Genomic DNA, 23,770 nt, shown 5'->3' on the forward strand with positions numbered 1-23,770 from the left:
TTTAAATTATTGTAAAGTAATTTATATAAATTATTATTATAATTGTAAGCTATTAACTCACATTTGTGCTTGCGTTAAATTTAAAATATCTTTACTAATCATTGCTAATAATTTATTAATAAACTTTTCAAGATTAGTAGTAGTGGGTAAAACCATCAATTTTCCTTTTCCATCATTATATGGATTTTTTCCTAATTCATATTTTCAACTTAATGTTAATTGTTCATTTTCTATGTGAATAACTGGTAAATCCTTATTTCCTAAACTATAAGCAAATTCATTAAGTAAATTCATTACTTTTGGTTCTAAAATTAATCTTAATTTAATTTGATTATCACATTTTACTTCAAATAAATCTTCAAATAAATGTGATTCTAATTGAACTTTCTTTTTACTACGAAATTTTTTTGAAAATATATTACGTGGTGTTAATGTCATTGTAAAATTATTATTCCTAATAATAGTTGTGTAATAAACAAAACGTGTATAATAACAAGTAATTTTTTCTGTTTCAATAACTTGAGCAGCACTATTATATCCAGAACTTGTTTCATACATAACTTTTTGGTTAATGATACTTCCATAGTTAAAATTTTGACCATTAATACTTCCTATCATTACTTGTTCGCAATAATTATAATAATAATTAGGTTGTTCATCTAAAGGTAAATTACCTTGTGGTTCAATTGTTCAATAATCACTAATAGTTGTTAAATTAATTTGTGAATTATTATCTTTAATAACTCATTGATAATAGTTAATAATTGGTAATTCTTCTATTAATTTTTCATGAATTTTAGTTTTTAATACAAAACTCTGTACTAATAAAAAACATCCAACAATAAATCCAATAATACTAATAATGGTAAATGGTTTTTTAATAAATGATGATTTGTTAATACCAATACTAGCACCAATAGCAATTAGAGCAATAATGGTAGTAATAATTCATAAACTAATTCATAAACGATTATTTATTAATTTAATTCATCAATGATTACTACTATTATTATAGTCAGTATGAATATTATTAACAATCTCATTTACAACCTTTGGCGATAAATTATGTTTCATAATTATTCCATTCTTTTTTAATTCTTAATATAGTTTATAACTAATTTTGTTTTATAAAAAATAGAAAAAGACTAACTATAGATGTAATAATCTATTTAGAAGTCTAAAAACCTATTATTATAAAACTAATTACATTATAACATATATATTATTAGTTTTTTTCTAAAAAATCATTAATTTCAGTAATATTAACAGGTGCATTTTGTGGAGGTTTACCTGCATTACCACCATGCATATATTTTGCAAGAACTGCTACCATAAAAACTTTAGGATCGATTCGAACTATTTTTGTTTTAAAAAAATTATATTCTAATAATGACATTGTTGTCATCATCATTTTATATTCATTACCTGAATACAAACCTTTCACATTTCAAACATTACCACCACGTAAATAATTATTTCGATAAATATCATTACGGATTTGCTCTAATTCATTAGAAATAATAAAGACACTCATCAACATATATTTTGGATAAACTCTATTCATAACAAAAGCTGCTACATAAATATAAACAAGCGTTGACATAAAATAAGGTCTAACTAAAAAATTATCAACAAGACTAGTTTTCTGTAAAAAAGTTCCATCAAGAATTAAAACAATAACAACAATAATAATATTAGTATTTCTAATAATAGTAGCAATTGAATATTTACGTTTCATAGAAATATAAGTACTAATAAAATCCATACCACCACTAGATCCACCAGTTTTAAATAAAATACCAATACCAGCACCATAAATTAATCCACCTAAAGCAGCAAAAATAAAAGTACGTGGTAAAACTAAGTGCCAATAATCTGTAGTACCTTTTAATGGCTCATTACCTAAAACTTGAAAATTTTTAAGAACATCAATTGATGTTAACAAAAAGTTAATTCCGTTTTGAAATAACAAATAAATAATAGTATAAAGAGTAAAACGAAATCCAACCTTGAATAATCCTCAAATAATGATAGGACCATTAATAAGAAAATATACTGGATAAAATCAAAATGCTTGGGTTGTTTCTTGTTCAGTAATACTGCCATTATAAGATAAGGCAATAAATTTAGCTATTAATTGTGCAAAAGCTGATAAACCATTAGTATATAAACCAGCACGATTAATAAAATAAAAAAAGGAAACAGTTGTTAAAAAAGCACCAATAAAAATTAATAATAAATTTTTGGAAGTTATTTTTCAATTAAAGTTTTTTAATGAAGAATGGATCTCTTGCTTAACACCAATATTTTTAAAAGTAAAGGCATCAACAATTAACGGTGGCTCTTTATCTTTATTTTTTGCTTCTGAATTATTGGACATATTAAACTCCTTTTTAACTATTAAATTGAAGTATTGTTGGAACATAATTACTATCATCATAAGGCGAAGGTAAAGACATGTCAATTAATGAATCTTGAAAACTAATCACAAAATTAACTTTAAGTTCTAATTTATTAGGACCAGAACTTGTAACTTTTTGACCATCAATTCCTTTGATATTAATATTAACAGAATTAACATGAGGATTATTATTTAATGCTAAACTTATTCCTTCTTGAACTAAAGTTTTAGTTTTTTGAGAAAAATCAGCATATGTTTTATCAATATCAGGTTTAGTTTTTTCATCAACACTAATTGGTACTATTTGTTCTGATAATTTAGTAACATCACTAACACAACTATAAACTATGTAATCGCTTTGTGTATAAGAACATTTTATATTAAAAGTTTTTTTTATGTATTGTTCAACTTTAAAACTTTTATCATTATTTACTACTCCAACTTGATAAGTAATATTAATACTAATTCTACCAGTTGAAGCATCAACATCTCAAGTTCTTGATTTTGTTAATTCATCTATTTTACCATTATCAATCGTAAAATAATAACATTTAGTACCCACTTCTAATTGACTATCAAATCAAGTTGGTTCTTTAATATTTGCTTTATCTAAAATTAATTTGGCAAGTGATTGTGCAAGACTGTTTTCTAATGCTTCATTTTTAATAACTTGTTCTTTTTCAGGTCTTTGACCATCAATAGGAACATCCACTGGTTTTTTAATACCAACTTTTGACAAAGTTGCTTCTCAACCATTATAATTACCATTACCATTAGTAATTGCTTTTAAAATACTATCTTGTTGTTGATCAGAACAAGCTAAAACTGGCGTTACTATTCCACTACCAAAAGCAATAGTACCCATTAATGTTAAAATTTTTTTCATAATTATAATCATTCCTTAATTTATAAAATATCATATATAAATTGTAACTTATTTTTATTATTTTGCTATACACTATCTTCAAAATCTTTATAATTAATATTAGTTTATATTAAAGGAATTGATAATATGTTTAAAATTTTATATACACTAGTTACTATTTCACTAGTCACTTTTACTAATTTAAGCCAAGTGAAAATAAATATGGATGGGTTACACTTTATTGGACACTAATTACATAGACAAGTGAACAAATTAGTTAAAAGAAAGGAATTATAATTATGGTCACTATTAACTCATATTCAGATGAATTTAAAAAACAAATAGTAGCTTTATATCAAAGTGGCAAATCAGTATCTTGCCTTGTTAAAGAATACAATGTTACAAGAGCAGCTACTTACAATTGAATTAAGCAATTTACTAATTCAGGTAGTTTTAAAACTAAAGATAATCTTTCAGATTTAGAAAAACAATTAATTCAAGCAAATAAAGAATTAAAACAGTTACGAATGGAAATTGATATTTTAAAGCAAGCAGCACTAATAATAGGCAGAAAGTAGAGATTATTGCAAATAATAAATCTAAATATAAAATTCGCACAATGTGTCATTTTTTAAAACTCTCTAAATCAACATATTATTTTAATTTAAAGAAAAAAAATAAAATTCAAAATAATATTTATGAACAAGCTGTTATTAGTGCTTTTAAAGAAAATAAAGAAGTTTATGGTACTAGAAGATTAAAAGTCATACTAGCAAACCAAGAAATTTATTTATCACGCAGAAAAATTAAAGAAATTATGAATAAGCATAATTTAATATCAAAATACACTAAATTATCATTCAAAAATTATCATAATAAAGTCAATGATAGTCAAATAACCAATCTTGTTAATAGAAACTTTAATAATAAAATTAAAAATGAAGTTATTGTTAGTGATTTAACTTATGTTCAAGTTAATGGTAAATGAAACTATATTTGCCTATTAATCGACCTATTTAACCGCGAAATTATTGGACATAGTGTTGGAGTTAAAAAAGATGCATCATTAGTATATCAAGCATTTATGCAATCAAATCACTGTTTAAAAGATATTGAAATATTTCATACTGATCGCGGTAATGAATTCAATAATAAAACTATTGATAAACTTTTATTAGCTTTCAACATAACTCGATCTTTAAGCAAAAAAGGATGTCCTTATGACAATGCTGTTGCTGAAGCAACTTTTAAAACTTTCAAAATTGAATTTATTAATGATAAAAATTTTACATCATTAATCCAATTAAAATTATAATTATTTGATTACATCAATTGATATAAAAACATAAGAATTCACAGTACTCTAAACTACCTAACTCCAGTTAGTTATCAAAAACAAATGTCTACCAAAAAATAGTCCTAAAAAGGGTTGCCATTCCATAATCTAAATTAGTAACTTTGTAAAACAAAGATACACAGATTATTAAAAAGCCTCAAAGGCATTGGTTATCATTTTATAGGTATATTTGTTTTTGATGATTATCGTAATAAAGATTACAAAACAATGGTTTTTAAAAAAGTTAAAGATAGTTATAAATTAAAAACAAAGAGTTAATAAATATTTATTAACTCTTTTTTATTTATAAAGATATATGTTTAGTTTGATTTTCACTTTCTTCTTCAAAAATAGTAATATTATTAATATTAATTTCTTGTATCTTTTTTTTCAATGGTTTTGAAATAATTTTTCTATTTGAAAAAACTGTTGATGTATTTTTAGTTGGTTGTTCAACAATTATTGTTTTAGTAGTAGATGTAGTAGTTTGATAATTAGTAGTGGGGTAGTACATATAGTTTGAATCCATAGGTTGTAAATATTGATATTCATTATCAAAATTATTACTAAAGAATTTAATACAGCAGTTTCATAACATTTTCTTTTTTTCCTTTTTTTTGAATATTTGAACACTATCTAAAACTAAATAATTGCATTATTTAATTTTAATAGTTTATAATTATAATAATAGCAAAGTTTATTTAAAGGTGAATATAATGTTACGTAGTAGTAATATTTTAAAAATTAATAGTATTAATAATTTTGAACAATTATTTATTTTTTTTGGTTTACCAGTTCTTTTTTTACTTTTAATTATGAAATTAACTTTTTTAATTACTATTAATTTTCATAAAAATAGTATTAATAATAAAAAAATATTTAATAAAACAAAAATCATTATTCTTCAATTTAGTTTATGATTTTTAGCACAATTTTGTTTATTTTTATTACCAGTTCAAGAAATGGTAATTAATATTAATTTTTTAGATTTAGAAAGTTTACCAATGCTATCATTGATTTCAATTTTACATTTATTTATTTGTTTTAGTTTTTTAAGCCGTAATAATAATCAGATTATGAAAGTGATGCGTTTTACTATTTTGTCAATTATTATAATTGCCATTATTTTACAATTTAATTTTACTATGATTAAAATATCATTACCATCAATAAATAACTTTGTTTCAATACTAATTTTAGTGTTCTTTTACTATTGATTAGGTTTTTTTTCATGAAAAATGTTTAGTGATAATTTATTTACAATTTTTAATTTAATGAAAAAAACTTGAGTGACATTATTTAGTAATTCTTCATTACCTAATATTATTAATAAACAATTTCCAGTAAAAGCATATACTAAAACTAAAATTATCATTTTAACATGGCAATTTAAAAAACAAATGTTTACTAATTTTGACCACCAAGTTTTTATTACTGATAATAATAAAAAACTTTTAATTGCTATTTTTAAGAAGAATTTAACTTATTTTTTAAGTGCCCAATTAACACTACTTATTACTAAAACTATTCAAGATTTAAAAACTTTAATTAATGGTTGAAAAATGGCTTTAATTCAATAACTTTTTTTGTTTTAAAATTTAAAAGAAAGGAAGAACGAATATGAAAAAACAATCATTTTTGCTTTTTAAAAATGCGTTTAAACAAGCATTTCGTAATAAAATTCAATTAGTTGGTTTAATTGTTTTAGTATTATTATCATCAACTATTTTTTCATTAATGCAAACAAGTTTAGCAAGAATTTCTGATGAATATTCAACATTAGTTGCAAAATCTAATTTACATGATTTTGTTATTGATTTATCTAATACTACTCCAAAAACTGTTTCTAATAAAATCTCAACATCAACAACTGCTGTTGATGAAAAGAATGATTTTGATATTAACAATATTGCAAATGATGCTGGTAATGAATTTATATGAGATCGTGTTGAAGGCAGAACTATGCAATTAGATAATAATAGTAATCCTAGAATTTTAAAAATATTAACTTATAATCAAGATGCTCGTATTGATAAATTAATCATTAGTGATGGTTATCAAATAGGAGATAGTAAAAATCCAGATAAAACTCCAAGTTGAAAACAGGTAGTTATTAATAAAGAATTTGCTCAAAAAAATAATTTGCATATTAATGATACAATTCGTGTGCAATCAGATCAATTAGGAAGTAGTTTAAAAGTTTCAGGATATGATTTAAATGATGCTGCTTATAGTAGTTATAATTGATTAAAAATTGTTGGATATGGTGTATCTGCTGATTTCACAACCCCAATTATTGATCAAACTACACCAATTCCAAATAAAACTCGTGAAGGTTTATTATACGTTGATCCAATGCAATTTGGTTTAAGTAAAAGGTTAGAAAAAAATAATTATATTTGATCATATGATAAAGCTAATGAAAAAATCACAATTTCTTCTGATAATGATCGCGAAATTTATTTTGTTGGAAAATCAACAATAGGTAAAATTAATGATATTAAATTAATTTCACAAAGTTTAAGAAGTAAATATATTAATACTATTGATTCTGATGCTGCTTTAGTATATAAGTTAGGAAATAATAAGTATACATTTAATAATCGTACTGCTACTTTGAATGCAACTATTATTGGATTTAAAAGTTTATTAATTGGTTTATTGTTAATTGTTTTAATTATTACAGGAATTACAGTAATATTAATTACTTATAAAAATATTGATAATTCACGAACACAAATTGGAATTTTAAAATCATTAGGTTATAGTAATATTAAAATTTTAATTACATCTTTAGCTTATCCAATGGTAGCAGCACTTATTGGTACTATTTTAGTGTTTTTACCAGCAAGTGGTTTACAAGTAATTATAGTTCAAACATTTGCCAACTATTTTAATCTAGATTTTGGTCGTTTTATTTTTGATGGTTTAGGATTTATATATTGTTTAATTTTAATATTTGGTTTTTTATCAATTATTGCATGAGTTATTAGCGCTTTAACAGTTATTAAAAAACCAATAGATTTAATTAAAAACGAATCAGCTACTGTTAATTCTCGCTTTAGTCGAATTATTAAAACAAAAAGTATTAATCGTGGATTTTTAACAAGATTCCGTTTATCACTATTTACATCATCAATTGGAAAAATGGCAGCAGCATCATTAACTATGTTTTTAGGAACAACGTTAATGACAACATCTATTATTGGTCCAAAAATTATGGCTGATAATAAATTACTTTCTTTTACTGGTATGAATTATCACTCCTTAGTTGAATATGACATTCCGACTTATAATTCTCCATATAGTTTTTATAAAACTTATAATCCAAATAATAAAGATGATTGAACTTATACTTCTACTGTTGATAGTACTACTGGTGATACATATTGACATCCACCACGTTTTGATAATTCTGGACCATTAAATGATACTTTTGTTAAAGAATTATTAGAAAATAATATTAATGCTGAAGCATATGCTCCAATGTCAGATGAATCTAATCCCGTTGGTGCTATTAGTGATTTAGGATATACTGGTTTAACGTATTTAAATGGTAAAATGCTTACTAAAAACTTTTTAAATGGATTAGATTCTAGTGATATTAAAGATGCTTCTGTGATTGTTGGAATTATGGTACAAATGGCTTGACCAAATGCATTACCAATGTATGACACAGTTTTAAAAAATACTAATATTAACAGTTTTTATAGTGAGAATACTTATAATATTATTAGAAAATTTTATCAAAACTATCGAACAACAGTGGCAATGAATATTAGTGGTACGATTTCAAAGACTGGTAAGATTAGTACTAATCCTAATGATTTAGATATTACAAAATTCAAAGATTGAGCAAATAGTAATATTCCTGCTTACAAAAATGCCTCAAGTAAGGGTCCTACTTTTATTAATGATATTGATAATTTAAGTTTTGATACTAGCGATAAATTATATCCGTGACATTTAACTAATGAAACACAATTATTGAATAATAATGCATCTGAAATTAGTGACAAAGAGCGTGATAGTTGAATTAATAAAGTTGGAATTTGATTTGGTGCTTTATTTTATAATAGAATGGGACAAACTGTAGTGCAAGGTGCTTATACTAAAAGCCCATATTTTATTCGTCAAAATATTGCCAAAGCTTATAGTGATCCCAATGCTCCTTTTAATGTTGCTTTTAATGTTGTGCCTTTTGATAAAGAAACTGATGAATTAGGAACTTACTTTATTGGTACTCCTGAAAAATTATTTAAACAGAACAAATATTTAATGAAAGTTTATGGTTTACAAAATCAACAACAGTTAGGCAAACCTTCAATGATGCAATTATATGATGCTGGAGGTTCTTCATTAAATCCACTTTTAGAACAAGAAAATAGTGATGATAGTATTAGTCTTGTTATTAATCAAACGATTGCTAAACAATTAAATTTAAAAATAAATGATGAATTTAAAATGAGTAGTAATGGTAATACTATGAAATTTAAAGATAATAATAAATTGAAACCTTTTGATTTGGATAAAATTAATATTGATAACATTGTTGGTGATAGTAAAAATGTTAATAATGTAACATTATTAAGACAACAAACTGGTTATACACAAGTTGATGAGTTAAAGGATCGGGCTTATGATAATATGGGTATTAATGCTACAAATATGTTAAAAGAAGTTACTGCTGGTAAGGTTGTTAATTCTTATAATGATAAGATAAGTTCTAAAACACCAACGTATAAAGTAGTTGGTATATATAATGGTTATGGTCAACCTAATGCTTATATTAGTAAAACTAATGCTGATAAAGTTTTATCATTTAATAAAACAAAAGAATTTTTATTTTTATTATTTAAAAAAGAATGAGAAGACAAAAAAACAACTTGTGATGTTGATTTTGGTAAATTAAAATCATTTAATGAATATCAAAATTTTCTTAATCAATTAAATGATCCCGTTATTTATAAACTTAATCAAATATTTGAAAATGAAAATCCAATTTTTAATTTTAAATTTTCAAATTCGCAATCATTACCAGATATAACTAATTCATTTTCAACTTCGCAAATGTATGGAGATTACAGTGCTTTTGGTTTAAATGGTGGTACTGATGGTTCTGGTACTTATCAAGGTTATGGTGCAGGTAGTGCTGTTAATATTACGCCACAAGATATCCATCATCAGTTGTTAAATCAAATTACTGCTTTAGTTGATACAGTATTGGTTGCATTTATTATCTTTTCATTAATCATTTCGTTCTTTATTATTTTATTAACAAGTAATTTAGTAATTTATGAAAATCGTAAAACAATAGCAACAATGAAAACACTTGGTTATAGTGATGCAAAAATAACTAATATTGTTATTGGTATGTATTTACCAGTGATTGCTGTTATGTTTGTTATTGGTTTTCCCGTAGGATGAATAATTGTTAAGTTTATTCTTAACTATTTAGCTGCTAATACAACATGGGTTTTACCATTATTCTTTGTTTGATGATTACCGCTTGTGGTTGGTTTAATTGTCTTTGGTATTTATGCAACAACCTTTATTATTGATTGATATGCCATGAAGAAGATTAATCCAATTAAAACTTTAAATGAAATTGATTAAAAGCAGAAGGGAATAAAAACATGAAAAATGATAAAAAAAACACTAAAAATTCAAGTGAACAAGTAACTAAAAATAAGTTAGAATCTAGTTTTACAAAGAAGTCAGTATCTAAAAATGAAGGTGCAATACCACCAGTAACCCATAAATCTCATGATAAACCAGAATCAAAGGAAGAAATAGAAACTAATAAAGCCAAATTGCAAGCTTTTAAAGATAATCAAAAAGCAATTAAAAAATTAACAAAAACTCATTCAAAAGAAATTTTAGCAGGTAAAATTATATCAATGACTAATAATACTCCTGATACTCAAACTAATGTTATTGAATTATTTGATGTTAAAAAATCTTACTTAACTGGAGACTTAGAATATGAAGTATTAAAAGGAGTTAATTTAAAAATTAAATTAGGTGATTTTGTTGTTATCTTAGGACCATCGGGAAGTGGTAAGACAACATTATTAAATATTATTTCGGGATTGGATAAACCTAATACTGGTGATGTTTTTGTGGCGGGATACAATTTATCTTTATTAAAAGATAGTCATTTAACTAAATTTAGACGAGATAATGTTGGTTTTATTTTTCAACAATACAATTTATTAACTAACTTAACTGCTCGTGAAAATGCTGAAGTTGGTGAAAATCTTGCTAAAAATAAAAATATGAGTATTGATGATATTTTTCAAGTTATTGAAATGGATGAACATATGAATAAATTTCCAAGTCAATTATCAGGTGGACAACAACAAAGAGTATCGATTGGTAGAGCACTAGCAAAAAATCCGACAATTTTATTTTGTGATGAGCCAACAGGAGCACTTGATGAGGAAATGGGGCGTAAGGTATTAGAGATTTTATTGGATGTTAATCGAGAATATAAAACATCAATTATTATGGTTACTCATAATCCTAACTTCCAATATGTTGCAAATACTGTTATTAACGTTAAAAATGGTAAAATTATTAGTGTAAAGAATAATGAAAAACCAATGAAACCAAATGAAATAAATTGATCATAAGAAAAGGGTATAGATGGGGGTTGATTTAATAAATATAAGAAAAATGCATATTTTCATGCATTTTTCTTATATTTATATAGAGTAAATACTTGTATAAAGAAAAAAATATTAAATTATAAGAATCTAATAGAAAATACTATATTTTATTTAGTTTAATTATTTTTTAGAAAGAAAAAGGTGCAAGGCAATGAGTATTGGTTTAATTACATTTATTATATGAATATGTTTAGTAATTTGAATAGTATTTTTAATTTGAGGTATAAGTTTATGTAATAGTAATAATGCATTAGGCATCATATTATTATTTTTAACATTAAATTTAATTGGTTTAATAATAGGAATTTCTTTATTATATAATAAAAATAAGCAAAATGTAGATAACAAAAAGGAAATGTTTAGTAATATTAAAATAGAAGAACTAAGTTAAATATTCCTTTTTAGAAATTTTAATATTAAATTAAAAAATCATACCTTAATTTAATACAATTAAAAATAAAATAATAATAAATATTATCATATTAAAGTATGACTTAAAAATATTTAAATGAAACTTGCAAAAAAGTAATTATTTTAACACTGATTGATAAATTATTCAGATATTTTTGTTGAAGATAAATCATAAAATTTACCTTTAATAATATATACTATTGTTTCACAAATGTTAACTAAGTGATCACCTAGTCTTTCAATATATTTCAACTGTTGCATTGTTGATGTATATTGAGAAAGTTGATCATTATTTTTGTTTACTTTTAACATATTGACAATGTTTTTCATTGATTCACGAAAACGATTATCAATATCAATATCATATTCTGCTGCTTGATAAGCTTTATTAATATCATTTTCATTTATAGATTCACCAATTAAATCCATCATTTTAAATACTTTTTTCATTAATCCTAATAATTGAGATGTTAATTTAATTTCTGGTTTATATTTGACATTAAATTTGGATAAATTTTTAGCATAATTTGAAATACGTTCTAAATCACGAATAATATTCATATAGCCAATAATAGTACGTAAGTCAGTAGCAAAAGGATTTTGTTGAGCAATACTTCAAATTGCAGTAATTGTTAAACTTTCAGCGACTGTTCTAATTTCTTTATCGGTTTCAACAATTCTTTTTGACATGTCAAAATCTTGGGTTTCCATTGCTATTAAAGCGTCTTTATGTTCTTTTTTTACTTCTTTTAATAAAGTTAATAAGTTTTGTTTTAAATTTATGATATCTAAATCAAATCTACGGTTAATTATTTTCATTTTTTACTCCTTTCTCTATAATTAATTATATATATTTTTAACCAAATCTGCCGGTAATATAATCTTCTGTTCTTTTATCTTTTGGTCGTGAAAATATTTTTTTAGTATTATTATATTCAATGACTTCTCCATTTAAGAAAAAGGCAGTTTTATCAGAAATTCGTGCTGCTTGTTGCATTGAATGTGTAACAACAATAATTGTAAAGTCTGATTTTAAATCATTCATTAAGTCTTCAATTTTAGATGCGGCAATCGGATCTAGAGCTGAAGTTGGTTCATCCATTAATAGTACTTCTGGTTTTAGGGCAATAGCACGAGCAATACATAAACGTTGTTGTTGTCCACCTGATAATGATAATGCTGAATCGAATAAGTGTTGAGCAACTTCATCTCATAAAGCCGCTTTTTTTAAAGCATCTTCGACAATTTTATTTAGAATCTTTTTATTTTTAATGCCTTGATTTTTTGGGCCATATGCCACATTTTCATAAATTGACATTGGAAAGGGATTAGGTTTTTGAAATACCATTCCAACTTTAGTTCGTAATGAAATAATATTTTTTTTATTTTCATAAATATCTTCATTATTAAATAATATTTGTCCATTAATTTTAACACCATCAATTAAATCATTCATTCTATTTAAAGTTCGTAGTAATGTTGATTTGCCACAACCACTTTGTCCAATAAAAGCGGTTACTTGATTACGACTTATTTCTAAATTTATATTAAATAAAGCCTGTTTTTTGCCATGATTATAGAAGAAATTTAAATTTTTAATAGTAAAAACATAATTACTTTTTGGAATATTTTCTATATTTGATAAATTATTTGATTTGTTATTTGGTTTTTTCTTAAATTTATCTTTCACTTTTAAAAAGTAAGGTTTAATTACATTTACTTTTCTTTTTTTATTGCTATTCGTTGATTCTTTCTTGCTTTCATTTTTTCTTTTAATAATTCAATTGAGCATTTTGTTTTCACCCCGATTCCTGTTGTTAAACTTTTTTCAAAATGTTTTGCTATAAAGTTTAAAATAAATATTAGTATAACTGTTATTAGTGCTGTTTGGTACATCATTCCTAATTTATTAGGGTCATTTGATTCTTTATTAACTAATAAAATATGGGTTGTTAAAGTTTGTCCTGAACTTAAGAAACCTTTATTGGGAAAAGCAACAGTGCTTCCTAATGTTAGATAAACTGGTGCTGATTCACCAATAATTCTACCCATTGATAAAATCATACTAGTAATAATGCCACCAATGGCAGCTGGAATAACTACTTTTCTTATTGTTTCAAATTTACTAGCACCTAGTGCTAATGATGCTTCGCGATATTCAATAGGTACTGATTTTAATGTATCTTCTACTGCTCTAATAATAAGTGGTAAAATAACAATTGTTAATGTTAAACTAGCAGCAATTGCTGAGAAACTTATTTGTAAGAAAGTAATAAAAAAAGTAAATCCAAACATACCAAAGATAATTGATGGCGTAGAAGCTAAGGTATTTAGCACAAAACGTAATATTGAAGCAAATCAACCATTTTTGGCATATTCGTGAAGATAAATTGCACCAATAATACCTAATGGCATAGCAATAGTAATTGTTGTTAATACCAATAAACATGTCATTGTGATAATTGATAAGTAACCTTCATCACCAGTTGTTGAAATTAAAGCTGCAAAATTAAAATTGAAAATGCTACTACCAGCATTACCACTAATGTTGAAGATACCATTAATAATAATATCACCAATAATTCAAATAATTAATCCCATAGTAATAAAACAAGCTAGCCCCATAAAGAATAATCGAAAATAGTCTTTAAAGTGTTTTCAGCCTTGATTTTTAATAGTTTTTTCACTAATAGTTAACATTAGTTGATTATCAGATAGATTTATTTTTTTTAAATTATAATTTCGTGGTTTTTTATGACCTTTTGCTTTTTTATCACTACGTTTATAAATTATTAAAACAATAAAGTTAATTATTGAAACTATAATAAATAAAAATAAACCAATTCCATATAATGCTGATATTTGTTGAGAACTAACTGCTTCTCCAATTTCTAGTCCAATTACTCCTGCTAAAGTAGAAATTGAACTAAATAAAAATGCAAGTGGACCATGTGCAAAATTTGGGGTTAGAGTACTATTACCAGCAATCATAACAACGGCCATTGTTTCACCGATGACTCTTCCAAATCCAAAAATTATTGCACCAATGATTTTGGTTTTTGCCGCTTTAAAAATGACTTTAAAACTAGTGTCAGTCCTGCTAATACCTAGTGCTAATGATGCATATAGATAAGATTTTGGTACTCGAGTAATAGCATTAACAGATAATGAAATAATTGTTGGTAATGCCATCATTGATAAAATAAAACTTGCTGTCATCATATTTTCTTTGGTTGGTGCTCCCATTTTTACAAAAATAGGGCCAATGGTCATTAAACCAAAAGCACCAAAAACAACTGAAGGAATACCAGATAATAATTCTACTAAAGTTAATGTTGTTTTTTTTAATTTTGGTGGTAAAAATTCACATATAAATAATGATGTTAGTAAACTTAAAGGAACAGCAAGTATCATTGAAAATAGTGCAACTCAAAAAGTGGCAACGATAAAGGCAATAATACCAAAACTATTAGCACTAGGTAATCATTTACTATTTCCTAACATTTTAAATCAATTTAGAAAACTCATATTACTAAATGTTTGACCGATAATAAAACCAATTAATAATGAAGCGGCAATTAGTGCTAATGAAGATATAGACAATACACAAATTTTAGCAATCAGATCATAAGTATGTTTTTTTTGTTCACTAATAAAAACATTTTTTGGATCATGATTTTTATTAAAATGATTAAAAGTTATTTTATGTCAAAACTTTTTAAAAGATTTGGATTTCATTTATTAATACTCCTTTATGGAAAATTGTTTAATCACTGATTTAAATCATAATTTAATTTGTCAGTTAATGCTACTGCTGATTGTGCGTACTGAGTTTCTGAAAAAGCAGGAACTACGTATTCGTTATGACCTGGATAGTCAGGAATAAACAAGAATTTTAGAAATTTAACTAAAGTATTAATTTGTTTAAAATTTTTATTTATTAAACCTGTAAATGGTCGTGATAACTGATAAGTACCATTTTTAATGGTGTCTAAACTTGGAGCAATATTTTCTCAATTAGCAATATGAATATTAGTGAATTGTTTATTCGAATCTAATTGTTTTTTATCTGAATATGAACTATAGCCAACACCACCACTAGACATATTAAACATTTGTGTACTTGAATTAACAGTTATTGCTTGTGGATAATATGCTTTTGAATCACCCAGAACTTTTTCATTAAAAACATCTCGTGTTCCTGAACCATTTTCTCTAGTATAAGCTAAAATTTTGAGGTCACAAGTTGGTTTGATTCAACCTTGATTTGGTTCTGAAGTATTTTGTGGAAATAAATCTCTTCAGAAAATAGGTGATTTCGATAAATACATTTTTTTTACTTTATCTTGTGTAAAATTTAGAGGTTTATTATTACCTAAGCAATCTTGTGGCAAATTATAAACTAAAATCATGCCATCTTTTGATAAAACAAAAGAAATTAAATTATTATTAGGAGTTGTATATTCTTTCGAAAGTCAGCCAATACCAAACATATTTTTATTAACTGGAATTACTGCTGCATCTGAACCTAAACTGTTATAAGTAAAGTCTGCTTCTTTATGATTATCGGGATAGTCTTCCATTAATGTATGCATTAAAGGTGCTACTGAAGTTGAACCCCCCATAATAAAATAGGGTTTATGACTAACTAAAGTTACAATAAAAATACTAATCATTGTGATTAATCAAAATAATGACAAAATTCTTTTTTTTAGCATATAAATCCACCCAACTGAGAGTTTTCTTTATCATACACGTATTATAACAATATAATTGATAAAAACTAGAAAAATTATTTCATTTTTATAAAAAATGTAGGTTCTAGACTATATTATTAATATTTTTTATTAAATATTTTTAATTTAATATAAAAAATAAAAGAAAAGTATTTCTTTCTTTTATTAGTATTATTTATTTATATATTTCAAAAGATAAAATAACTTTATTTTTTATTATCTAAAGCATTATTTTTCTTTAAAGTTTTTAAAGTACGAGCACTAATCATTAAAGTTTTTCCACCAATTTTTACTGGTTGTAAGTTTGGATTTCATTTTCTTCTAGAAGAGTTCATCGCATGCGAACGGTTGTTACCAGCTAGTGGACCAATACCACTTAAAGCACATTTTCTTGCCATAGTTATTTTCTCCTTATTAATGTTTTAACTAATAAATAATACCATATTTATTTATTTATTTTAAAAAAAATTAAAATTTATTTGTAAAAAATTGAATATTTACTAGGTCATTATTTTAATAAGAAAAATTTAAATTATATATTTTTTTTAAAAAAATAAAAAATATGTTATAAGTAAACTATATTATACAAATTTTTAAGAAATCTTGGAGGAAAAAAATGAATTGTATTATTTATGCTGTGCAAATTGATGATGAAAAAAAGATTGGTTTACATGCACGACCAATAGCCAAAATTGCAGCTGCTATTAGTAAGTATAAAAATATTGAGGTAGAAGTCATTAAATTACCTGATAATGCAGATATTACGAAGTCAGTAAAACTTACTGGTAATGAAACTAAAGTTAAAGCTAAGTCAGTTCTTAATTTTCTAGGTTTACAAGCAAAAAATTTTAGTAAAATTGCTTTTATTATTACAAAAATGGATGAAAAAGTAGAAGATAAAAAACTTGAAGAAGTTAAATCAGAAATTATTTCTTTATTAAAAGAAGAAAAATTAATAAAGTAAATGGTTTTAAAAAAAGTATTCTTTTGAATACTTTTTTTAAAACCATTTATCCTTATGATATAATTATTTACGTTCTTAAAATATTAAATTATATAAATGGAGGCATTTAATGAGCGAAATTAACAAAAATAAAGAAATAATAATTTCAGAACAAGGTTTAGAAAAGTTAAAAACTGAATTATATAAACGAATTAATGTTGAACGTGAATCAATAAAAGAACGATTAAAAGCAGCTAGGGCTGATGGCGATTTATCAGAAAATGCTGATTATACTAGTGCGCGTGAAGAGCAAGGCAAAAATGAAGCACGCATTCAAGAACTTGAAACGATTATTACTAGTGCTGTTATTCTTGAAGAACAAAAACAACGTAAAAATAGTAATATCAAAGCAGTTCGTGTTGGTAGTTGAGTAACAATTGTAAAAATTAAAGATGGTAAAATTGTTTCTGAATCAGAAGAAAAATTTAAAATTGTTGGAAGTATTGAAAGTAATCCATTTGAAGGATTAATTTCTAATGAGTGCCCATTAGCAGTATCAATTATGAATTGTGTTGTTGGTGATATTGTTGATATTAAAGGTATTAAAGAAACATATAGGGTAAAAATTATAGAAGTAAAAAATCAATTATAAATAATTAAAAATGATCACTGAGGCTTTTTAATAATCTGTGTATCTTTGTTTTACAAAGTTACTAATTTAGATTAATTCTGTCTTCAAATTTTATCATAAAATGAGCAATTGCTGTATTTCAATTTTGAATAGGCAATGTTCATTTTTTTGTTATATTTTCAATTGCCAAGTAAAATATTTTGAAAACTGCCATATCATTAGGAAAAACTTTTTTATTTCTGATGATTTTTCGTAATTGACTATTAACAGATTCAATAGCATTTGTAGTATAAATCACTCTTTTGATTTCTACTGGATAACTAATAAAAACCATTAAATTATCTCAATTTTTATATCAAGATTTAGTAATTTGAGGATATTGTTTATTTCATTTACTTTCAAACGATTCTAAAGCTTGCATTGCTTGTTCTTCACTACATGCACTATAAATTGGTTTTAAATCTGCAACTAGACCTTTTCGATGTTTGTATGAAACATATTTTAAACTATTTCTAATTTGATGAACAATGCATAATTGATGTTCTGTTTTAGGATAAACTGATTGTATTGCTTCTGACATGCCTGTTAAATTATCACTACAAGCAATAAGAATATCATTTAAGCCACGATTTTTCATTTCTGTGAAATTAGATAATCAAAACTTAGAACCTTCATTTTCGCTAATTCATAATCCTAAAACATCTTTTTTGCCTTCTAAATCAACTCCTAATGCTATATAAACTGATTTGTTAATAATCCGTTTATCTTGTCGTACTTTAACTACTATACAATCAAAATAAACAATAGGATAAATACTTTCTAATGGTCGATTTTGTCATGCTTTAACATCATCAATAACATCATCAGTAATTTGACTAATAACACTTTCACTAATATCAGCACCATGATATAACTCTTGCAACTGCATTCTAATGTCAGATAATGTCATTCCTTTTGCATACAAGGAAAGAACTTGTTGATCAAAACCATCAAATCTTCTTTGCCTTTTAGGAACTATTACAGGAGTAAAATTACTATTGCGATCTCTTGGTACATCAATTTCAATTTTACCTTGTTGAGTTATTAATTTTTTTGAACTTGTACCATTACGAGCATTTTCAGTAGTACTATGTTGATTTTTTTCATATCCTAAATAATTTTGCATCTCAGAATTCAACATTTTTTCTACTAATCTTTTTGTTAATTCTTTATACAACCCTCCCTCTTTAAAAACTTTTGTTAAATCTTCAGTATTTTCTAATAATAAATCTACTGCTTTTGATATTGGATCATTATTATTAATATTTTGCTTTTTAGCCATCTGTAACTCAATCTTTCTAGTCATTTAATTATATTTACTAGAATTAATTAAACATAGTTATTTTTGTAAGTTACACAGATTACTAAACATTACCTGATCAACTATTTATTAGTGATCATTTTTAATTATTTATAATTGAACAGAATGATAATTATAAGTTTTGTTTTCTTTAGTATCTAAATTACTTTGTTGTTTGATTTTTTCAAAATTATTATCTGGGATTTTTAAGCAATTATTTAGTAATTCTTTTATGTTAGAATTTTCAATATTAAAGTTTTCACATATTTCTTTTAAAGAAAGTTTAGTTTCAAAGTATGTTTCATCATTTTTAATAGTTATACCTTCTTTAATAATTTTATTTTTTAAGTCATTAATTTCAGTTATATATGATGAATTTGGTAATTTTTTTTGATTAATTTCAAATTTTGGTAAATTAAAAGTTGCTGTTATTACTCATGGGATATCTATTTTTTAGATGCAACTGCATTATGGTAAGCATTTTTTAAAAAATCTTGTAATTCTTTAGAAAAAATGGTTGCTTTTGAACTATTGTAAATTGAGTGTTGAACATTAATTAGATCTTTTTGATTATAATCAATCATTATTTCTAAATTTAAACGTTTACTTTTTAATTTAAAAGTATTATTTTTTAATATTGTTTTTATAATTTCATATGATTTTGGCATATAAATATCCTTTCTTTTTTTTAACTTATTAAATAATTATTTAATACTAAATTAATTATATATTATGTTGGATTTTAATGTGGTAATAGGATTTTTAAATAACATTATAAGTTTAATTTAAAAAGATATTATTAAAATATTATTATTTTAGAATAATAAGTTATTTGGTGTACGAGGAAAAGGAATAACATCTCTAATATTATTAATACCAGTAATAAACATTAAAAATCTTTCTAGACCTAAACCAAAACCAGCACTTGGTGCATATCCATATTTTCTTAAATCAAAATATCATTGTAGATCATTACCTTCAATTTTGAATTGAGTTTTATTTTTTAGTAATTGTTCATAATTATCTTCACGAACAGAACCACCAATTAATTCACCAATCCCTGGCACTAATAAATCCATAGCTGCCACTGTTTTTTGTTGTGGATGATTACTATCAATTGGATTAAGTTTCATGTAAAAAGCTTTGATGGTTTGTGGATAGTTAATAACAAAAGTTGATTGTTTAGTTATTTCTTCACATAAATATCTTTCATGTTCTGATTGTAAATCAATTCCTCATTTAATTTCATTAAATTCAAATTTTTTTCCTTTTTTTTGTGCATTTAAAAGTAATTCAATGACTTCTGTATAAGTAATAACTTTAAAATCAGATTTAAAATCGGCAATTTTTTCTAATTTTTCAATTAGTGATTGTTCATTTTTAGTTTCTTGTTTTTGTTCTAAGAATTTTAATTCAGAATTACAATTATTTAGAACATCTCTAATAACAGTTTTTATTAGTTTTTGGGCTAGTATAATATTATCTTGTAGATTACTAAAGGTAAATTCTGGTTCTACCATTCAAAATTCTGCTGCGTGACGTGTAGTATTAGATTTTTCAGCACGAAATGTTGGTCCAAATGTGTAAACTTTTTGTAAAGATTGAGCGTAGGCTTCAGCATTTAACTGACCACTAACAGTTAATGAGGCTTTTTTCCCAAAAAAATCCTTTTCATATTTATCATTAGTTATAGTAGTAACAATAAAATTTTCACCAGCACCTTCAGCATCATTAGCTGTAATAAGAGGACTATGTAGGTAAATAAATTGATTATCATGGAAAAATTTATGAATAGATCATGATACTTGATCACGAATTCTAAATAATGACAAGAAAGTATTAGTACGAACACGTAAGTGTGCGTGTTCACGAAGAAATTCATTTGTATGTTCTTTTTTTTGGATTGGATAATCATTAGCGCATATGTTGTAGACAGTAGCAGTAATTACTTTTAGTTCAAATGGTTGTTTTGCATTTGGTGTTAAAATTAAATTACCAGTAATAGTAACAGCACTACCAGTAGTAACATTAGTTAAATTGTTATTATTTTCTAAATTTGGATCATATACTACTTGTAAGTTATTAATTGAAGAACCATCGTTTAAATCTAAAAACCCAACTTTTTTACTATTTCGATTAGAACGAACCCAACCGTTAACAGTTACTTGTGTTGGTATTTTTTTAGTTTTATCGTTACTATTAATAAATAAATTATTAATTGTGTAAATCATTATTGTTCCTCCTATTTATTTTTATATAATAAATAAATTATATATTAACTATTATCTTAGTAGGGAATTATTTATGATTTTTTTCATTAATATTTGGGATAAATTTTATTTTTAGTTAGTATAAAATTTGAAATTCAATTTTAAGTTAATGTTATAATATTACTTATAGTAAAGGGGTTTATTATGGGCAAATTTTTAAAGTTAATTACTAATGGCTTTATGATAGGTGTTAGTGAACCATGATGTAATAATGAAGGAGTTGCAGTTTTACCTTTTGTATATAAATATAATCAATATTGATTTTTATTAATGAAAGAAAATAATCCTTTATTTGAAAATAAAAAGATATCATTTTTTAGTACTCTAACAGGTGGTTGTAAATTAGGTAAATCATCACTAGAAACTGTTAAGAATGAAATTTTAGAAGAGACAGGAATTAATATTAGCAGTTTAAAACTTGATTGTATTTATAGACTTGGTAGTTATTATGCTAATAAAACTTCAATAAAAATATGACATTTTTATGCTGTTGATTTATCTAGTTTGAATTTAGATTTAAAGTTAAGTTATTTTGGTAAAGGTGATGGTAGTATTGGTGAAAATGGTATTAATGGTATTTTTATTAATGAGAGTGAACTAGATAAAGTTAATGATTCACTTACATTGGCAATTTATGGAAAATTACGATTGAATAATACAATAGTGAACATAAATAAATAAATTTAAAAGGAAGAAAATATGTTTAAAGATATAAAATTTAAATTTATAAAAAGAAAGAAAAATATAAAAGAATTTTTATTATCAATACCCAAAGATCTTAAGGAGGCTTTTTAATAATCTGTGTATCTTTGTTTTACAAAGTTACTAATTTAGATTAATTCTGTCTTCAAATTTTATCATAAAATGAGCAATTGCTGTATTTCAATTTTGAATAGGCAATGTTCATTTTTTTGTTATATTTTCAATTGCCAAGTAAAATATTTTGAAAACTGCCATATCATTAGGAAAAACTTTTTTATTTCTGATGATTTTTCGTAATTGACTATTAACAGATTCAATAGCATTTGTAGTATAAATCACTCTTTTGATTTCTACTGGATAACTAATAAAAACCATTAAATTATCTCAATTTTTATATCAAGATTTAGTAATTTGAGGATATTGTTTATTTCATTTACTTTCAAACGATTCTAAAGCTTGCATTGCTTGTTCTTCACTACATGCACTATAAATTGGTTTTAAATCTGCAACTAGACCTTTTCGATGTTTGTATGAAACATATTTTAAACTATTTCTAATTTGATGAACAATGCATAATTGATGTTCTGTTTTAGGATAAACTGATTGTATTGCTTCTGACATGCCTGTTAAATTATCACTACAAGCAATAAGAATATCATTTAAGCCACGATTTTTCATTTCTGTGAAATTAGATAATCAAAACTTAGAACCTTCATTTTCACTAATTCATAATCCTAAAACATCTTTTTTGCCTTCTAAATCAACTCCTAATGCTATATAAACTGATTTGTTAATAATCCGTTTATCTTGTCGTACTTTAACTACTATACAATCAAAATAAACAATAGGATAAATACTTTCTAATGGTCGATTTTGTCATGCTTTAACATCATCAATAACATCATCAGTAATTTGACTAATAACACTTTCACTAATATCAGCACCATGATATAACTCTTGCAACTGCATTCTAATGTCAGATAATGTCATTCCTTTTGCATACAAGGAAAGAACTTGTTGATCAAAACCATCAAATCTTCTTTGCCTTTTAGGAACTATTACAGGAGTAAAATTACTATTGCGATCTCTTGGTACATCAATTTCAATTTTACCTTGTTGAGTTATTAATTTTTTTGAACTTGTACCATTACGAGCATTTTCAGTAGTAATATGTTGATTTTTTTCATATCCTAAATAATTTTGCATTTCAGAATTCAACATTTTTTCAACTAATCTTTTTGTTAATTCTTTATATAAACCGCCAGGTTTAAAAACTGTTGTTAAATCTTCAGTATTTTCTAGTAATAAATCTACTGCTTTTGATATTGGATCATTATTATTAAAGTTATCTTTTTTAGCCATCTGTAACTCACTCTTTCTAGTCATTTAATTATATTTACTAGAATTAATTAAACATAGTTATTTTTGTAAGTTACACAGATTACTAAACATTTCCATCTTAATA

The 23,770-nt window shown here is 24.5% G+C and carries 20 protein-coding genes and 1 pseudogene; 8 read left to right on the top strand and 13 right to left on the bottom strand.

Annotated features, from left to right (window positions below):
- Window positions 1-36 precede the first annotated feature (36 nt).
- The 3 genes from AACK94_RS04520 to AACK94_RS04530 form a co-directional block, all read right to left on the bottom strand.
- Window positions 37-1,074, bottom strand: coding sequence for a DUF3137 domain-containing protein (locus AACK94_RS04520; RefSeq protein WP_338975302.1), 1,038 nt, complete (start codon window positions 1,072-1,074; stop codon window positions 37-39).
- Between the two features lie 151 nt (window positions 1,075-1,225).
- Window positions 1,226-2,380: a YitT family protein gene (locus AACK94_RS04525; RefSeq protein WP_338975303.1), complete on the bottom strand. Its 1,155-nt coding sequence runs from the start codon at window positions 2,378-2,380 to the stop codon at window positions 1,226-1,228.
- Between the two features lie 13 nt (window positions 2,381-2,393).
- Entirely contained in the window at window positions 2,394-3,287 is an 894-nt protein-coding gene (locus AACK94_RS04530; RefSeq protein ID WP_338975304.1) for a hypothetical protein, read from the bottom strand.
- A gap of 278 nt (window positions 3,288-3,565) precedes the next feature.
- On the opposite strand from AACK94_RS04530, the pseudogene AACK94_RS04535 reads away from it, so the two are divergent.
- Together AACK94_RS04535 and AACK94_RS07465 are read left to right on the top strand one after the other, a co-directional pair.
- Window positions 3,566-4,683, top strand: a pseudogene (locus tag AACK94_RS04535) (IS3 family transposase).
- Window positions 4,684-4,749: 66 nt separating this feature from the next.
- Window positions 4,750-4,881: a hypothetical protein gene (locus tag AACK94_RS07465; RefSeq protein WP_422397405.1), complete on the top strand. Its 132-nt coding sequence runs from the start codon at window positions 4,750-4,752 to the stop codon at window positions 4,879-4,881.
- 25 nt (window positions 4,882-4,906) lie between these two features.
- On the opposite strand, the gene AACK94_RS04540 is transcribed toward AACK94_RS07465, so the two are convergent.
- A complete protein-coding gene (locus AACK94_RS04540; protein WP_338973644.1) occupies window positions 4,907-5,200 on the bottom strand; it encodes a hypothetical protein in 294 nt (97 codons plus the stop codon).
- 118 nt (window positions 5,201-5,318) lie between these two features.
- Here AACK94_RS04540 and AACK94_RS04545 point away from each other — a divergent pair, with 118 nt between their 5' ends.
- From AACK94_RS04545 to AACK94_RS04555, 3 genes are read left to right on the top strand one after another with little or no spacing between them, the layout of a single operon-like run.
- Complete coding sequence (locus AACK94_RS04545; RefSeq protein ID WP_338973642.1) at window positions 5,319-6,182, top strand: hypothetical protein; 864 nt, start codon at window positions 5,319-5,321, stop codon at window positions 6,180-6,182.
- Window positions 6,183-6,222: 40 nt separating this feature from the next.
- On the top strand, window positions 6,223-10,218 hold the full coding sequence (locus AACK94_RS04550) for an ABC transporter permease (RefSeq protein ID WP_338975305.1): 3,996 nt from the start codon (window positions 6,223-6,225) through the stop codon (window positions 10,216-10,218).
- Window positions 10,219-10,238: 20 nt separating this feature from the next.
- Entirely contained in the window at window positions 10,239-11,237 is a 999-nt protein-coding gene (locus AACK94_RS04555; RefSeq protein ID WP_338975306.1) for an ABC transporter ATP-binding protein, read from the top strand.
- Window positions 11,238-11,825: 588 nt separating this feature from the next.
- On the opposite strand, the gene phoU is transcribed toward AACK94_RS04555, so the two are convergent.
- From phoU to rpmB, 5 genes are all read right to left on the bottom strand, one after another.
- Window positions 11,826-12,503, bottom strand: coding sequence for a phosphate signaling complex protein PhoU (gene phoU / locus AACK94_RS04560; RefSeq protein WP_338975307.1), 678 nt, complete (start codon window positions 12,501-12,503; stop codon window positions 11,826-11,828).
- Window positions 12,504-12,540: 37 nt separating this feature from the next.
- Window positions 12,541-13,476 carry a phosphate ABC transporter ATP-binding protein PstB gene (pstB, locus tag AACK94_RS04565; RefSeq protein WP_338975308.1) on the bottom strand — a complete coding sequence of 312 codons (936 nt, stop codon included), beginning with the start codon at window positions 13,474-13,476 and terminating at the stop codon, window positions 12,541-12,543.
- Window positions 13,401-15,422: a phosphate ABC transporter permease PstA gene (pstA, locus tag AACK94_RS04570; protein WP_338975309.1), complete on the bottom strand. Its 2,022-nt coding sequence runs from the start codon at window positions 15,420-15,422 to the stop codon at window positions 13,401-13,403. Before pstA ends, pstB begins: the two co-directional genes overlap by 76 nt.
- A gap of 14 nt (window positions 15,423-15,436) precedes the next feature.
- On the bottom strand, window positions 15,437-16,402 hold the full coding sequence (locus AACK94_RS04575) for a PstS family phosphate ABC transporter substrate-binding protein (protein ID WP_338973633.1): 966 nt from the start codon (window positions 16,400-16,402) through the stop codon (window positions 15,437-15,439).
- 224 nt (window positions 16,403-16,626) lie between these two features.
- Window positions 16,627-16,818, bottom strand: coding sequence for a 50S ribosomal protein L28 (gene rpmB, locus AACK94_RS04580; RefSeq protein ID WP_252320665.1), 192 nt, complete (start codon window positions 16,816-16,818; stop codon window positions 16,627-16,629).
- Between the two features lie 218 nt (window positions 16,819-17,036).
- Between rpmB and AACK94_RS04585 the strand changes: the two genes are divergently transcribed.
- The gene (locus AACK94_RS04585) at window positions 17,037-17,384 is read left to right on the top strand and encodes an HPr family phosphocarrier protein (RefSeq protein ID WP_281749432.1); all 348 of its coding nucleotides are present in this window, start codon (window positions 17,037-17,039) and stop codon (window positions 17,382-17,384) included.
- A gap of 109 nt (window positions 17,385-17,493) precedes the next feature.
- Window positions 17,494-18,015, top strand: coding sequence for a transcription elongation factor GreA (gene greA / locus AACK94_RS04590; RefSeq protein ID WP_338973629.1), 522 nt, complete (start codon window positions 17,494-17,496; stop codon window positions 18,013-18,015).
- A 61-nt stretch (window positions 18,016-18,076) separates the two neighbouring features.
- Here greA and AACK94_RS04595 read toward each other — a convergent pair whose 3' ends face one another.
- The 3 genes from AACK94_RS04595 to asnS form a co-directional block, all read right to left on the bottom strand.
- Window positions 18,077-19,315 carry an IS256 family transposase gene (locus tag AACK94_RS04595; protein ID WP_338976341.1) on the bottom strand — a complete coding sequence of 413 codons (1,239 nt, stop codon included), beginning with the start codon at window positions 19,313-19,315 and terminating at the stop codon, window positions 18,077-18,079.
- Window positions 19,316-19,779: 464 nt separating this feature from the next.
- Window positions 19,780-20,001 (bottom strand): hypothetical protein, encoded by a 222-nt coding sequence (locus AACK94_RS04600; RefSeq protein WP_338975310.1) that lies wholly within the window; start codon window positions 19,999-20,001, stop codon window positions 19,780-19,782.
- A 147-nt stretch (window positions 20,002-20,148) separates the two neighbouring features.
- A complete protein-coding gene (gene asnS, locus AACK94_RS04605; protein ID WP_338975311.1) occupies window positions 20,149-21,564 on the bottom strand; it encodes an asparagine--tRNA ligase in 1,416 nt (471 codons plus the stop codon).
- A gap of 183 nt (window positions 21,565-21,747) precedes the next feature.
- On the opposite strand from asnS, the gene AACK94_RS04610 reads away from it, so the two are divergent.
- Complete coding sequence (locus AACK94_RS04610; RefSeq protein ID WP_338975312.1) at window positions 21,748-22,284, top strand: hypothetical protein; 537 nt, start codon at window positions 21,748-21,750, stop codon at window positions 22,282-22,284.
- A gap of 144 nt (window positions 22,285-22,428) precedes the next feature.
- Here AACK94_RS04610 and AACK94_RS04615 read toward each other — a convergent pair whose 3' ends face one another.
- Window positions 22,429-23,667 (bottom strand): IS256 family transposase, encoded by a 1,239-nt coding sequence (locus AACK94_RS04615; protein ID WP_338976342.1) that lies wholly within the window; start codon window positions 23,665-23,667, stop codon window positions 22,429-22,431.
- Window positions 23,668-23,770: the final 103 nt, after the last annotated feature.

It is taken from the genome of Spiroplasma endosymbiont of Monopis laevigella, assembly GCF_964019975.1.
GTDB classification, from domain to species: domain Bacteria; phylum Bacillota_I; class Bacilli_A; order Mycoplasmatales; family VBWQ01; genus Spiroplasma_E; species Spiroplasma_E ixodetis_A.